A 14,671-nucleotide genomic window follows, 5' to 3' on the forward strand; every position below is an offset into this window, starting at 1 on the left:
AGGACGGCACATGAATCTGCAAAACATTGGCGTAATCGGCGCCGGCACCATGGGCAACGGCATCGCGCAGGTCTGCGCCCAGGCCGGTTTCAAGGTGACCCTGATCGACATCGCCGACAGCGCCCTGCAAAAAGCCCTGGCGACCATCGACAAGAACCTCGAACGCCAGGTGAGCAAAGAGACCCTGACACCTGCGCAAAAGCTCGCCACCCTCGACAACATCCGCACCAGCACCGACTACGCCAGCCTGCAAAATGTGCAACTGGTGATCGAAGCGGCCACGGAAAACCTCGACCTGAAGCTACGCGTGTTGCAACTGATTGCCGCGCAGGTCAGCGCCGAGTGCGTGATCGCGTCCAATACCTCGTCGCTGTCCATCACCCAACTGGCCGCCAGCGTCAGCACGCCAGCGCGTTTCATCGGTCTGCACTTCTTCAACCCAGTGCCGGTGATGGGCCTCATCGAAGTGATCCGTGGCCTGCAAACCAGCGACGCCACCCATGCCCTGGCGCTGGAGATGGCCACCACCCTGGGCAAGACCGCGATCACCGCCGGTAACCGTCCGGGATTCGTGGTCAACCGGATTCTGGTGCCGATGATCAACGAAGCGATCCTGGTGTTCCAGGAAGGCCTGGCCAGCGCCGAAGACATCGACACCGGCATGCGTTTGGGCTGTAACCAGCCCATCGGCCCGCTGGCCCTGGCGGACCTGATCGGCCTGGACACCGTACTCGCCATCCTCGAAGCTTTCTACGAGGGGTTCAACGACAGCAAATATCGACCGGCACCGTTGCTCAAGGAAATGGTTGCCGCAGGCTATCTGGGCCGCAAATCGGGGCGTGGCTTCCATGCCTATGCCTGAGCGTTGTTCGCGTTTTGCCGAGTACCGGGACAAGGTGCTGGAGTTGTTCGCCAGCAAGGGTTTCGGTCAGGTCGGCATGCGCGAACTGGCAACGTGCCTGGGCCTTTCGCCGGGCTCGTTGTATCACCATTACCCCAGCAAACAGCATTTGCTGCTTGATTTGATCGAAGAGTTCTACGAAGAGCTGCTGGCCGCGCTCGCGCGGATCGATCACAAGGCCGGGGCTAAACGCGACAAACTGCACAATTTGATCCGTGCGCACCTGAACCTCCATCAGGAGATGCCGTGGCATTTCCGCCTGGTGGAGCGCGACAGCGGCTGCCTGAACGACGAGCAGCAGGCGCGAGTACGGCAGCTGCGCGAACAGTACGAAGGCCTACTGTTGCAGATGCTCGCCAGCCGCCTGCGTCTAAGCGAACCGGCACGTCTGGCCACCGGCCACGCCATTGCCAACCTGCTCAACAGCGCCCCCTGTTGGCTGGCGCAACATGCGCTGGATGAACCGGCTCGCGATGAGCTGCTGGAGAGCCTGATCGGTGGCGCCATCGAGCGTCTGTTGCGACCTTCTCCATCACTCGCCGTCGCCTGAGGCGATAAGCCACGCCCTTTCAATAGAAAAACCATCTAAAAGATTTTTGCTTGTCCCACGCTCTAACGCTTTGCTATCCAGATCCCTCGCAAAGCCGGAGCCCGACATGAAAATCAATCCCTACCTTATCTTCAACGGCGACTGCAAAGCCGCGTTCACTTTTTATGCCCAGGCCCTGGGTGGCCAGATCGAAGTGATGATGGATTTTGCTTCAAGCCCGATGCGCGACCAGGTCCCCGTCGACCTGCACAACCTGATCCTGCATACCTGCCTCGCGGTGGGCGACCAGAAAATCATGGGCTCGGACACCACGCCCGACCGCCCCACCGATGACATGGCCGGGTGTTCGATATCGCTGAATGTCGACAGCATCGAGGAGGCAGAACGGGTGTTCAACGCACTGGCCGAAGATGGCCAGGTGCAGATGCCGCTGGAAGCGACCTTCTGGGCCGCGCGTTTCGGCATGCTGACCGACCGGTTTGGGGTGGCGTGGATGGTTAACTGCGAGAAGGATCAGTAGCGGGTCTTGAAGCCTTGCTCCCACAGGGGCCAGTCAGCCTGGTGTCTGCTATCGTCAAACGGGCGACCCGACTAACGCTTCACTTTTCGGAGTACCCCCCATGCCGCTCCTGCCCCCCGGTTAAAACTGTCCCTGCTGGCAGGAGGGCTGGCGGCCTCCTTCCTCATTTTGCAAGGCTGCGCCACCGTCGACGCCCACACCACCGCCTACGTCGGCGTCGAACACCCGGCGCCAACCCTGCCCAGCGAAGTGCAAGTGCTGCGCACTGAACCTTTGCGCCCACACATCCGCCTGGGCGAAGTCTTGATCGACGCCAGCACCGAGCCCGCGCCCCCGATCACCGAAGTCGAACAGAAACTGCGCGAGGAATCGGCCAAACTCGGCGGCGATGCGGTGGTGGTGGTCTACGACCACATCCAGACCACCGGCGCGTTCGTGCGCGGCGGTTTGTGGAGCCGCGACGTTGAAACGGTCCAGGGCCGCAAACTCAAAGGGATTGTGATCAAGTATCGGTGAGGAGTCACCTGAACCTGTACCCATACCTGTAGGAGCGAGCATGCTCGCGATGGACGTCAACGTTAACGCTGACTGCCTGACACCCCGCGGAGCCTGAACCACCATCGCGAGCATGCTCGCTCCTACAGGAGTTCACCACTCGTCGCCCGGCGATCAGCGTCAGAAAAAGCCCACCCCCTCTGGCTCACGGTTTGCACACGCTCGCGTGGTCGTCACGGAGCGTCGAAATCCTGACGTAACATCCATCACCTATACTCACCCACGCCAGCACACCGCTGGATCAGCTTTTCGGAGATGCAACGTGTCAACTCTCAGTGAAATCGCAGCGAATCACGCGAAAATGGCGAAAAACATGGCCGGAGAGTCGACTGAAATGTGTGAGCGCCAGCCCGTAGTGGTCGGTAGCTTCGAGGTCAGTTCCGTCGATGAACCTGTGCAAGTGCCCTTCCATCTGATCGTGGGTGCGCAGGACGCCCCGATTGCCCTCACGGCCGGCTACGCACTCTGACGGTTTTCCCACACAATGCCTCGAGGATGATACTGATCCTGTAGACCTCGGTAACAACCAGCCCCTTAAAGGTGCGTCTTTTCCAGGACGCCACCTCGTCCTCCCCGCAATCCATGGCGTAAACCGCCATGGCGTAATTTGTGCATCGCTTGAAGCTCACCCGTTATCCGAAGCTGCCATGCGTCCCAAGGAACTCAAACTCTGGACCACCGGAGTCGCCCACCTGCTCGACTTGCAAGCAGGACACGCGCGACTGGCCGGATTGAGCCATTGGTTGCGGCAGATCTGCCCAGTCGATCATTTCGTTTTGTTCGTCTACGAGGGCAATCACCGGCCACTGGCGCTGTTCGATACCTTCGCCGCCGACAAGCGCGCCGTGTACGTCGACGACTATCAGTGCGGCCCCTACCTGCTCGACCCGTTCTACCTGGCCTGCACCCGTGGCCAGGCACCGGGATTGTGGCGCCTGCGCCAGTTCGCGCCCGACCACTTCTACCTCGGCGAGTATTACCTGACCTATTACCAGCAAACGGGCCTGGCCGAAGAAGTGGCGTTTTTCGTCGAGCTGGGGGGTGGTGCCATGGCGGTGCTGTCGTTGATGCGCTCCTCGGCGAGTTGCGCATTCAGTCGCGACGAGATGCAGTTGATCGAATGCGCGCAAGGCGTGGTCGAGCAGGTCATCACTGAAGCCTGGCGCCTGCGGCAAGCGCAGCAGCCACGACCGGCTCAGGACCTGGACTTCAAGATCCGCGAAGCCTTCGACCAGTTTGGCGCCCACATCCTCACCGGCCGCGAACAGGAAATCGTCCAGTTGCTGTTGCGCGGTCACTCCAGCGCCTCGGTGGCCGAGCAACTGAACATCAGCCCCGGCACCGTGAAGATTCATCGCAAGAACATCTACGCCAAACTCTGCATCGGCAGCCAGTCCGAATTGCTCGGGTTGTTCATTCGCGATCTGACAGAGAATCAGCTGCAAGCTTCAAGCGACAAGCTGCAAGAGAAACGCACGACCAGCCTTTAGCTTGAAGCTTGAAGCTCGAAGCTCGAAGCTGCCCCTATCCCCCAAGGGATATATACACCGTAAAACCCCCATTGCTAGTTTGGCTCCCGTCGCACTGTTTCATCACTGCAAGGGAGCCGGCCTCGTGAACGACAATTCGCCAAGTGATATCGAATTCTGCAATGTGGTCAAACGCTATGGCGATGTGACCGCCGTCAGTGGCCTGAACTTCGCTGTGCGCCGTGGCGCCTTCCACTCCTTCCTTGGCGGCTCGGGCTGCGGCAAGACCACCACCCTTCGCATGATCGCCGGTTTCGAACAACCGTCCAGCGGTGAAGTGCGCCTGGCGGGTCAATGCGTCGCCGGTGTGCCGGCCTACGAGCGGCCGGTGAACATGGTGTTCCAGCACTACGCGCTGTTCCCCCATCTGACGGTGGCGCAGAACATTGCCTACGGCCTGCGTTATCGCACCCCGCGCCCCGACAAAAAAACCCAACTGCGCATGGCCGATGAAGCGCTGGAAATGGTGCGCCTGAGTGGCTTCGGCCAGCGCAAGCCGAGCGAGCTGTCCGGTGGCCAGCAACAGCGTGTTGCACTGGCCCGGGCACTGGTGAACAAGCCGACCGTGCTGTTGCTGGACGAGCCGCTGGCGGCCCTCGATCGAAAGCTGCGCAAAGAGATGCAATCGGAACTGCTGCGCCTGCAACGGGAGGTCGGCATCACTTTCGTGCTCGTCACTCACGATCAGGAAGAGGCACTGTCGATGAGCGACAGCATCAGCGTGATGCACGCAGGCTCCATCATCCAGACCGCCACTCCGGAACAACTCTACGAAGCACCGGCCACCCGGTACGTGGCCGATTTCATCGGTGAATCCAACCTGTTCAACGGCACGGTGCGTCAGTTGCACGGTAACTCTGTGGTGCTGCGCACCGAACAGGGTCTGGAGCTGACCAGCCCCCTGACGCCCACCGGCAAAGCCTTGAGCGCCGATTCCGCCGGCTGCATCGCCGTGCGTCCGGAGCTGATCAGCATTGCTGGCGCCCACGCGGACCTCTCCCGCGAAGTGAAGCTGCAAGGGTGCGTGGAAGACCGCATTTACCTGGGCAACTCCACCGAATACCGCGTGCGCACCCAGGCTTTCGGCGTGGTCTGCGTGCGGGTGCCGCGCCATCAGGACGCTCATGCATTCGAACACGGCGCGGCAGTGAGCGTCGGCTGGGATCACGCCAACGGCTTGGCCATGGCGATGTAAATCAATAATTCATCAACTGGATGTGGAGCGTGCTATGGACCAGAAGACGTTTATCAAAACCCTGCGCAGCTGGCAGAACGGCTCGATCAGTCGCCGCGAATTCCTTGGCCGCACCGGCCTCGGCCTTGCCGCTGCGGTAGTCGCCACCAACATGCCCGGCCTGCTGACGTCCACCGCGTACGCGGCCGAGCAGGCCAAGCTCGGCGATCGCCTGTCGCTGGCGACCTGGCCGAATTACCACAGCCAGGACAATCTCGACGCATTCGGCAAAACCACCGGCGCGCGAGTGTCGATGAGCGTGTTCGGTTCCAACGAAGAAATGCTCGCCAAGTTGCAGGCCGGTGGCAGCGGCTGGGACGTGCTCGTGCCGACCAACTACACCATCAGCACCTATGTGGGACTGGGTCTGATCGAACCGCTGGACCTGTCGCGCATTCCCAACTTCGATGCTTCGGCCTTCCAGCAGAAGTTCATGGCCCAGGGCACGGTAGACGGCAAGGTGTACGCCGTGCCGAAAAACTGGGGCACCACCGGCATGCTCTACGACACCGGTAAATTGAAGAACGGTCCTACCAGTTGGAAAGAATTCTGGGCAGCCGCGCAAGGCCCGGCCAGTGGTCGCACCATGGTCCACGACTACCAGTTGACCGCCATCGGCAACGCCCTGAAAAGTTTCGGCTACAGCTTCAACTCACTGGACCCCAAAGAACTGGCCGATGCGGAAAAGCTGCTGATCGAGGTCAAGCCGCACCTGTTCGCGATCAACTCGGACATCCAGCCATCGATGCGCAGCGGCGATGCGTGGCTGGCGATGTCCTGGACCGGCGACGCTTCACAACTGCACCGCGACAACGAGCAAATGCACTTCACATTGGGCAAGGAAGGTGGCGAGCTGTGGAGCGATTTTTTCGCCATCCCCAAGAGCTCCGAACACAAGGACGCCGCCTATGCGTTCATCAATTACCTGCTCGACCCGCAGCACAACAAGCTTGAAGTGCTGAGCCACGGCTACCCGAGCGGCGATAAGCGCGTTGATGCCCTTCTGCCGACCGCCATGCTCGACGACCCGATCATGTACCCGGCCGCCGAAGCCTTGAGCCCGCTGGAATTCGGTGCAGCGGCGACGCTTACCAGCCCGGCACGCGCTGAACTGATGGCGCGCTTCAAGTCCGCCTGAGCCCCCCGACCATGGCTAACGAGGAGTCACCGATGAACGCTGCCGCCCACCCGCAAACGGTGCAGCCGGCCAGTGCCCTGTCAGCCGAGGTACGCCAACGGCGCAGCCTCGGCCGACGGATCACCCTGCTGATGCTGTTGCCCTCGACCTTGTGGTTCCTGCTGCTGTTGTTGATGCCGCTGGTGATCATCCTCGTGTTCAGTTTCGGCGAGCGCAGCGCGGTGGGCGGTTATGCCGGCGGCTTTACGCTGGCCAACTACCTGAACCTTGGTTCCCGCGGTGCGGCGTTCAGCAACACGCTGATGTTGGCGCCGCTGGGGACCCTGGTGTGCCTGTTGGCGGCCTACCCACTGGCGTATTTCCTGGCGGTCAAGGTCTCCCGCAACCGCTCGCTGTTGCTGACGCTGGTGATCGTGCCGTTCTGGACCAGTTTCCTGATCCGCACCTACGCCTGGATCTTCATCCTCAGCGGCAAGGGCATCCCGGCGCTGCTTGCAAGCGTGGGCCTTGAGGACGTGCGCTTGATCAACACGCCCTGGGCGGTGCTGATCGGCATCGTCTATGGCTACCTGCCACTAATGGTATTCCCGATCTACGTCAGTCTGGAAAAACTCGACAAGCGCCTGCTCGAGGCCTCTGCGGATTTGGGGGCCAGCGCCTTCGAGAGCTTCCGGCGGATCACCCTGCCCCTCTCCGCGCCCGGGATCATTACCGGGGTGATGCTGGTGTTCATTCTGCTGATGGGCGAGTTTTTGATCCCGGCGATTCTGGGGGGCGGCAAGGTGTTCTTCGTCGGCAACGCGCTGGTCGACCTGTTCCTGCAATCGCGCAACTGGCCGTTCGGCAGTGCGTTGGCGATGACGCTAGTGGCGATGATGCTGCTGATCATCGGCGTCTACCTCAAACTGGTGGCCCGCTACGGCGGCCGCCCCGCCGATGGAGGCATGTGACATGTGGCTGCGTAGCTATTCGACTTCGCTGTACCTGTTCCTCTACGCCCCGATCGCGTTGATCGTGTTGTTCAGCTTCAACGCCGGGCGCAGCGGCCTGGCGTTCCAATGCTGCTCGACGCAGTGGTTCGGCCGGGCGTTCGGCAACCCTTTCATCATGGAAGCGCTGGGCAACAGCGCCTTGATTGCCTTTACGTCCGCCGTGATCGCCACGCTGTTTGGCACCCTGGCGGTGTTCGGCCTGCAACGCGCCCATCCCAAGGTCCGCCTGCTGTTCGACGCCCTCACTTACTGCGCGATCATCGTGCCCGGCATCGTGATCGGCATTTCGACGCTGATCGCCTTCATCAGTCTGTTCGATCTGATCAACCCATTGCTGGCGAGTTGGATTCCGAGCCTGCCCCGCCTGAACATGGGGTTCTTCACAGTGATCGCCGCGCACTCGCTGTTCACCATGGCGCTGGTGATGGTAATCGTGCGAAGCCGCGTCGACTCACTGGACAAGGCGCTGCTGGAGGCGTCAGCCGACCTCTACGCACCACCCATGCACACCTTTTGGCGCGTAACCCTGCCGCAGATCAGTCCAGCGATCATGGCTGGATTCCTGCTGGCCTTCACCTTCAGCTTCGACGACTTCATCATCGCGTTTTTTGTCGCGGGGTCCGAGACAACGTTGCCGATCTACATCTTTTCTTCGATCCGCCGCGGCGTGACCCCGGAAATCAATGCGGTGTCCACCGTCATCATCTGTGCGTCGCTGGCGCTGCTGTTCACTTCCCGCCACCTGCAAAACCGCCGTTCCGGCGCCCAGGAGTCTCACCATGCGTGATCAGCTTTACATCAACGGCGAGTGGGTCAGCCCGGACCTGGGCGGTTACCTGGACGTCATCGACCCGGCGACCGGCCAAGTGTTTCATCGCGTCGCGGCGGGCACCGAAGAGGATGTCGACCATGCCGTGCGTGCCGCAAGACGGGCGTTTGACAATGGCTGGAGCCAGACGACCGGTGCCGAGCGCGCGCAGTGGTTGGAAGCGCTCGCCGAGGAACTGGAAAGCGGCCAACAGACTCTGGCCGAACTGGAAGTGCGGGACAACGGCAAACCCTTGCCCGAAGCGCAATGGGATATCGGCGATGCCATCGGCTGCTTTCGCTACTATGCCGGGCTCGCCCGTGAGCTGGATCAGCAGCAGGACCGACCCCTGGCGTTGCCCGACGCGCGCTTTCGCTGTCGCATCCGCCACGAACCGATTGGCGTGGCCGGGCAGATCATCCCCTGGAACTACCCGCTGCTGATGGCGGCCTGGAAAGTCGCACCAGCCCTCGCGGCCGGGGCGACGCTGGTGTTGAAACCATCTGAACTGACGCCGTTGACCGCGCTGGAGCTGGCGGCGGCAGCGGATCGCATCGGGCTGCCGGCCGGAGTACTGAACGTGGTCAGTGGCCTCGGCGCCGATGCCGGCGGCCCGCTGACCGAGCACCCTGGCGTGGACAAACTGGCGTTCACCGGCAGCGTACCGACCGGGGCGAAGATCATGTCGGCGGCGGCGCGTGACATCAAGAACATCAGCCTGGAATTGGGCGGAAAATCCGCGTTTATCGTGTTCGACGACGCCGATGTCGAAGCGGCGGTGGAATGGATTCTGTTCGGCATTTTCTGGAACCAGGGTCAGGTGTGCAGCGCCACCTCGCGCCTGCTGGTGCAAGAAGGTATCGCACCGCGACTGATCGAACGACTGGTGGAGGAGACCCGCAAGATCACCATCGGCCAAGGCATGCAGCCCGGCGTGTTGCTGGGGCCGCTGGTCAGCCAGGGGCAGTACGACAAGGTCCTCGGTTACGTTGACCAGGGACTGGCCAGCGGCGCACGCCTGCTCACCGGCGGCCAGCGACCGGCGCATCTGCCCGAGGGGTATTTCATCGAGCCGGCGATCTTCGATGAACCGGGGCACAACAGCATCCTGTGGCGCGAAGAAGTGTTCGGCCCGGTGTTGTGTGTCAAGCGATTCAAGACCGAAGAGCAGGCGCTGCAAATGGCCAACGCCAGCCGCTTCGGCCTGGCCGCGGCCGTCATGAGCGCCGACCTCGAGCGCAGCGCCCGGGTCGCCAACCAGCTGCGTGCCGGGATCGTCTGGGTCAACTGCTCACAGCCGACCTTCGTCGAGGCCCCGTGGGGCGGCATGAAACACAGCGGCATCGGCCGTGAGCTTGGTGAGTGGGGCTTGCACAATTACCTGGAGGTCAAGCAGGTGACCGAGTACATCAGCGACCAGCCGTGGGGGTGGTACCTGAAATAACCGCGGTTCAGCGAGCAGGCCCCCTGTGGGAGCGAGCCTGCTCGCGAAGAGGCCCTCACATCCAACATCTTGGGGCCTGACCCACCGCCTTCGCGGGCAAGCCCGCTCCCACATGGGGTCCGGTGATGGCATGCAGTTTTTGTGCATCGCACCAAAACCTGTGGGAGCGGGCTTGCCCGCGAAGAGGCCCTCACATCCAACATCATGGGGCCTGACCCACCGCCTTCCCGGGCAAGCCCGCTCCCACAGTGGGCGGTGCTCTGCTGACTCAGGGCTGATCGCGATAAAACACATCATCGGCATACGGATACCACCAGTCATGGATTTTCGGCTGGTGGTCGATGATGACCATTTTCGAGCGGCGGAACGCCTCGAGGCCCTGCCGTCCGAGTTCGCGCCCCAGTCCGGACATTTTCCAGCCGCCGAAAGGCAGTGCGTCGTTGTCGATCAGCGGGTTGTTGACCCAGACCATGCCGGCTTCAAGACGCTCGGCGGCCTCCATCGCTTCGGCCAGGTCCGTGGAAAAAAGTGATGCCCCGAGGCCGAACGGCGAATCATTGGCCAGGCGCACCGCCTCGTCGAAGTTTCCGACCCGGCAGATCGCCGCGACCGGGCCGAAGCATTCTTCCTGCAGGATCGCCATGTCCGACGTCACGCCGGTGAGGATGGTCGGTTCATAAAACCAGCCAACACTATGCTGCGGCGGCACCCGCCCACCACACACAACCGTCGCGCCCTTGGCCACGGCATCGTCGACCAGGCGCATGACCTTGTTACGCGCCGCCTCGCTGACCATCGGCCCGATTTCGGTGTGCTCCAGGCCGTGGCCGATGCGCAGCGCGCGGGTACGCTCGGCAAAGCGGGCGACGAATTCATCGTGGATCTCGTCGACCACATAGAAGCGTTCCGCCGAGGTGCAGATCTGCCCGCTCAAGTGGAACGCGGCGGTCACCGCCCCGGCGGCCGCGACTTCCAGCGGCGCATGCCGGGAGATGATCATCGGGTCGCTGCCACCGGCCTCGATCACGCAGGGTTTCATCTGCTCGGCGCACGCCACCGCCACCGCCTTGCCCGCCGCCACGCTGCCGGTGAAGGCCACCGCATGGGTGCCGCTGGATTTCACCAGCGCCTGGGCGGTCGCTGCATCCCCCGGCACGCAGGCCACCAGCCCCGGCGCCAGCGTGGTGAAATGCTCCATGAACTTGAGTGTGCACAGGGTGGTGGCTTCCGCCGGCTTGATGATGCAGGCATTGCCCGCCGCCAGCGAAGCCGCCACCGTCCAGCACATCAGCAGGATTGGAAAGTTGAACGGCATGATGTGCACGCTGACGCCGTAAGGCTCGTAACGCACATGCTGGAACGAGCCGATCTGCGTGGTGCCGGCGACCTTGCCGGCATCGTCCCGGGCCATTTCCGCGTAGTAGCGAAAGATCGGCGCGCAGTTGGCCAGCTCGCCCATGGCCTCGGCGAAAGGCTTGCCCATTTCCAGGGTCATCAGCCGCGCCACTTCGCGGTTGCAGGCGGTGTTCTGTTCGAGGGCGTTAGCCAATTGATGCAGGAGCGCAGCGCGGCTTTTCGCGTCGATCTGCCGCCATTGCCGTTGCGCGGCGTTCGCGGCATCGACAGCGGCCTGCACATCGGCGTCGCCGCACAGGCCGACCTGCCCGACGGGTTGCAAGGTGGCGGGGTCGAGCACTTCGCGCCCCTCGCCCCTGGGTCAGCGGCAAGTATTGGCCATTGATGAAGCGCAGTGCGGTGTCAGGACTAAAGGGGGTCATGGGCAGATCCTTGAACCATTCGATAAGGGGTTTGGCGCAATGCATCGAGCGTGGCCGGCGGCAGTTCATCGCGCCAGCCCGGCACATGGCCGTTGAGCCACGCGCGCAGCGGCCCGAAGGCCTCGGCGTCCAATGCACGAACGAACAGCTTGAGGGTGCGCGGCAGGTGGGCCAGGTAACCGTGCTTGCCATCGCGGCCGGCCAGGCGCACGAAAATCCCCAGCACCTTGGCGTGACGCTGGGCCGCCAGCCGGCGGTAATCTTCCAGGAAGCGCGGTGCGTCGATTTCCGGGCGCTGCATCAGGTAATGGGTCAGCAAGGCCACGCGCAGCGCTTCGGGAACGTCCCGGCGGGCGTCTTCGAGCAAGGACATCAGGTCGTAGGCCGCCGCGCCGAGCAACGCATCCTGAAAGTCCAGCAAGCCACAGGCCGCCACGCCCTGACGGCCTTCGAGCAGCATCAGGTTGTCCACGTGATAGTCGCGCAGCACCAGCGTTTCACGGCGTTGCGCAACGTCGCGGCAGGCTTCGGCGAACAGCGCAAGGAACGCCTCGCGCCGCTCCCTCGCAGCCTCATGGCCGATCAACAACGGCGCGTACCAGTCGATGAACAACGCACATTCGTCACTCAGTTGCCCGGCGTCATACGGCGCCAGTGCCGTGGCGGGCTGCGCGCGATGCAACGCCACCAGGGCATCCACCGCCAACCGATACAACGCCCCTTCCGGGTGCCCGGCCGCCAACAGGCGGGTGTAGGTGTCGTGACCGAAATCCTCGATCAACGCCAACCCCGCTTCCTCGTCCACCAAGATCAGGCCCGGTGCGGACAGCCCCAGGTCGTGCAGATGCCGGGCCACCTGAACGAACGGACCGATGGGCTCGCTGTGCGGTGGCGAGTCCATCAGCAACAAGCCCTCGCCGCCCAGGCGGAAATAGCGCCGGGTCGACGCATCCGCCGGCAACGCCTCCAATCGCGCCGTGGCAAACCCGGCGCGCGCCAGGAAGGCGGCGCGCTGATGTTCGCGTTCGGACGTTGTCACAGGTGTCTGGGTCATGGCGGTCACCGAATCATGTAGACCTTTTTCACCGTCTCATGGACGGTGCACACGCCCTTCCAGTCCTTGCGGAAAAACGCCGCGGTGTCAGGCTTGATCTCGATGACTTCACCGGACTCATGCACATAGGTACAGCGGCCTTCGAGGAAGTGGCAGAACTCGTCGCTGGTGACGTGGCAGAACCATTTGCCTGGGGTGCAGATCCACACGCCGCACTCGGACTGACCTTCCGGCCCCTTGTGCAGGACAACGCCGCTGACCCGGGACTCGCCTTCGAGCATGGTGGGGATCACGCCCCAGTCTTTGACGTCGGTGATGTTCAGGGGGTTGTACAGGTATGGGGTGGTCATAAACATTCTCCAAAATGGGTGATATCCCCTGTAGGAGCGAGCTTGCTCGCGATGGTCGTCAACGATGACGCGGGCTGTCTGGATGCCAGCGGTGTCTGGGAGTCCATCGCGAGCATGCTCGCTCCTACAGGTTCGGGTTCGGGTTGTGTTGGTATTCAAGCCAGCATGTAAACGTTGCGCAGGGTTGCCCGCACGTGGCATTCGCCGGTCCAGCCGGCCGGGAACAGCACCAGCGTGTGGGGGCGGATTTCGATCACCTCGCCGTTGTCGTGGCGGTACGTGGCATCGCCTTCCAGAAAATGGCACAGCTCGTCACGGGGAATCGACAGGCGCCAGCGCCCTGGCGTGCACACCCAGAGCCCGGTTTCGGGGCTGTTGTTCGGCCCCTTGAACAGCAGACGCCCGCTCGAATGCGAGACGCCTTCGACGGCGTCACTCTGTACGCCCCAGTCCACCAGGTCGGTGCGGGTGCTGACGGCTTCGAGGTACGGGGTAAACCCCGCCGTGGTGTGGGTATCAGGCATTGTTCAGGACCTTGTCGAGAATGGCCGCTGCATCGGCAGGGCCCTTGCGGGATTGCATCTGCGCGCTGGTGCGCTGCAAGCGTTGGCGCATGGCCTGGTCGTTGAGGCAGGCGTCGAGTTTTTCCGCCAGTTGCGCGTCGGTCCATTCGTAGCGATCGAGCTTGAAGCCGTGGCCGCTTTCCTCGGCGCGCATGGCGTTGTCGTGGCCGTCCCAGACGTAGGACATGACAATTGCCGGCTTACCGAAGAACAGGCATTCGGTGAAGCTGTTGTTGCCGCCGTGGTGGATCACCGCATCGACCTGGGCGATCACCGATGGTTGCGGGAACCAGTTGGAGATCTGCACGTTGTCGGGCAGGTCCGGGTATTCGTCCAGGTGCTCGCCAACGTTGAACAACGCACGGTAAGGCAACCGCCCAATGGCGCGGATCAGCCGTTGCAGCAGCTCGACGTCACCGGAGCCCAGGCTGCCGAAACTGACGTAGAGCAACGGTTTGTCGTTGTGAGCGGCAAACTGCGGAATCTCGTAGCTCGTATCGTTACGCACGCACCCTTGCAGGTAGTGGAAGCGCTCGGCCGGCAACGGATGACGGCGCTCGAACTTGACGGCGTCCGGGTACAGCAACAGGTTCATGTACGGCGACGCTTCGAAGAAGGTACCCAGCGGATACGGTGCCTCGCCATGGGCTTGCAGGAACTGGTTGAAGTCGTCGTGGATCGGTCCGACCACCTCTTCGAAGCGCTGGCGAAATTGCGCATGGCCGGCCTTGTCGTCGACGCTCATGCCCGACAGGTGCGGCGGGATGTCCGGGTCTTCGATCTCGTTTTCCGAGCAGGAAATGATCCTCACCCACGGCTTGCCGTATTGCTTGATCGCGGGGAACAGGATCACGTTGTCGACGCAGATCAGGTCCGGCTTGACCTTGTCCAGCACGGCGGGCAATTCCTTCTGTGCCCACTTGGCGGTGTCGACGATGGCGGCCCAGCATTCCTTCACGTAGTTGTCGATCTGGTCCAGCGGCGTTTTGCGAAAGTTGGGAATGTGGCCGTTGATGAAGTCGACCCAATAACGCGCCATCTCTTCGGGCGGCATGGGCGCTGACATGTTGACCATGTGTTCTTCGAAACCATAGCCGGCATACACGCCGCTCATGCCCGGGTCGGTGAGGAACACCGCCTTGTGACCGAGGGCTTCGCACGCCTGGGCGATGCCCACTGAATTCAGGGCCGGGCCATAGGCGGCTTCGGGAAAGAACGCGATCACTTTCTGTTTCATCGAACAATGCTCCTGCCT

Annotated in this window: 16 protein-coding genes; 11 read left to right on the forward strand and 5 right to left on the reverse strand. The window is 62.5% G+C overall.

Annotated elements, in window-relative coordinates; genetic code table 11:
- Window positions 1-10: 10 nt before the first annotated feature.
- The 11 genes from AB4N33_RS11400 (at window position 11) to AB4N33_RS11450 (ending at window position 9,671) form a co-directional block, all read left to right on the forward strand.
- Complete coding sequence (locus tag AB4N33_RS11400; protein ID WP_476457324.1) at window positions 11-862, forward strand: 3-hydroxybutyryl-CoA dehydrogenase; 852 nt, start codon at window positions 11-13, stop codon at window positions 860-862.
- Window positions 849-1,451 (forward strand): TetR/AcrR family transcriptional regulator, encoded by a 603-nt coding sequence (locus AB4N33_RS11405; protein WP_460139617.1) that lies wholly within the window; start codon window positions 849-851, stop codon window positions 1,449-1,451. Before AB4N33_RS11400 ends, AB4N33_RS11405 begins: the two co-directional genes overlap by 14 nt.
- A 106-nt stretch (window positions 1,452-1,557) precedes the next feature.
- Complete coding sequence (locus AB4N33_RS11410; protein WP_476457325.1) at window positions 1,558-1,971, forward strand: VOC family protein; 414 nt, start codon at window positions 1,558-1,560, stop codon at window positions 1,969-1,971.
- A gap of 126 nt (window positions 1,972-2,097) precedes the next feature.
- Window positions 2,098-2,487 (forward strand): hypothetical protein, encoded by a 390-nt coding sequence (locus tag AB4N33_RS11415; RefSeq protein ID WP_476458807.1) that lies wholly within the window; start codon window positions 2,098-2,100, stop codon window positions 2,485-2,487.
- Between the two features lie 301 nt (window positions 2,488-2,788).
- On the forward strand, window positions 2,789-2,995 hold the full coding sequence (locus AB4N33_RS11420) for a hypothetical protein (RefSeq protein WP_460116494.1): 207 nt from the start codon (window positions 2,789-2,791) through the stop codon (window positions 2,993-2,995).
- A 178-nt stretch (window positions 2,996-3,173) separates the two neighbouring features.
- On the forward strand, window positions 3,174-4,016 hold the full coding sequence (locus AB4N33_RS11425) for a helix-turn-helix transcriptional regulator (RefSeq protein ID WP_460116495.1): 843 nt from the start codon (window positions 3,174-3,176) through the stop codon (window positions 4,014-4,016).
- A gap of 124 nt (window positions 4,017-4,140) precedes the next feature.
- Window positions 4,141-5,250 carry an ABC transporter ATP-binding protein gene (locus AB4N33_RS11430; protein ID WP_460139619.1) on the forward strand — a complete coding sequence of 370 codons (1,110 nt, stop codon included), beginning with the start codon at window positions 4,141-4,143 and terminating at the stop codon, window positions 5,248-5,250.
- 34 nt (window positions 5,251-5,284) lie between these two features.
- A complete protein-coding gene (locus AB4N33_RS11435) occupies window positions 5,285-6,427 on the forward strand; it encodes an ABC transporter substrate-binding protein (RefSeq protein ID WP_460116498.1) in 1,143 nt (380 codons plus the stop codon).
- A 32-nt stretch (window positions 6,428-6,459) separates the two neighbouring features.
- A complete protein-coding gene (locus AB4N33_RS11440) occupies window positions 6,460-7,377 on the forward strand; it encodes an ABC transporter permease (protein WP_460116500.1) in 918 nt (305 codons plus the stop codon).
- 1 nt (window position 7,378) lies between these two features.
- Window positions 7,379-8,206, forward strand: a complete 828-nt coding sequence (locus AB4N33_RS11445; protein ID WP_476457326.1) for an ABC transporter permease — start codon at window positions 7,379-7,381, stop codon at window positions 8,204-8,206.
- Window positions 8,199-9,671, forward strand: a complete 1,473-nt coding sequence (locus tag AB4N33_RS11450; protein ID WP_476457327.1) for an aldehyde dehydrogenase family protein — start codon at window positions 8,199-8,201, stop codon at window positions 9,669-9,671. Before AB4N33_RS11445 ends, AB4N33_RS11450 begins: the two co-directional genes overlap by 8 nt.
- 268 nt (window positions 9,672-9,939) lie before the next feature.
- Here AB4N33_RS11450 and AB4N33_RS11455 read toward each other — a convergent pair whose 3' ends face one another.
- The 5 genes from AB4N33_RS11455 to AB4N33_RS11475 form a co-directional block, all read right to left on the reverse strand.
- The gene (locus tag AB4N33_RS11455) at window positions 9,940-11,367 is read right to left on the reverse strand and encodes an aldehyde dehydrogenase family protein (RefSeq protein WP_476457328.1); all 1,428 of its coding nucleotides are present in this window, start codon (window positions 11,365-11,367) and stop codon (window positions 9,940-9,942) included.
- A gap of 68 nt (window positions 11,368-11,435) precedes the next feature.
- The gene (locus tag AB4N33_RS11460) at window positions 11,436-12,503 is read right to left on the reverse strand and encodes an aminoglycoside phosphotransferase family protein (protein ID WP_476457329.1); all 1,068 of its coding nucleotides are present in this window, start codon (window positions 12,501-12,503) and stop codon (window positions 11,436-11,438) included.
- Window positions 12,504-12,508: 5 nt separating this feature from the next.
- Complete coding sequence (locus tag AB4N33_RS11465) at window positions 12,509-12,853, reverse strand: cupin domain-containing protein (protein ID WP_476457330.1); 345 nt, start codon at window positions 12,851-12,853, stop codon at window positions 12,509-12,511.
- Window positions 12,854-13,008: 155 nt separating this feature from the next.
- A complete protein-coding gene (locus tag AB4N33_RS11470) occupies window positions 13,009-13,377 on the reverse strand; it encodes a cupin domain-containing protein (RefSeq protein WP_460116509.1) in 369 nt (122 codons plus the stop codon).
- The gene (locus tag AB4N33_RS11475) at window positions 13,370-14,653 is read right to left on the reverse strand and encodes a nucleotide disphospho-sugar-binding domain-containing protein (protein WP_476457331.1); all 1,284 of its coding nucleotides are present in this window, start codon (window positions 14,651-14,653) and stop codon (window positions 13,370-13,372) included. The genes AB4N33_RS11470 and AB4N33_RS11475 overlap by 8 nt, the downstream gene beginning before the upstream one ends.
- Window positions 14,654-14,671 lie beyond the last annotated feature (18 nt).

Source organism: Pseudomonas sp. S1_E05 (genome assembly GCF_056337105.1).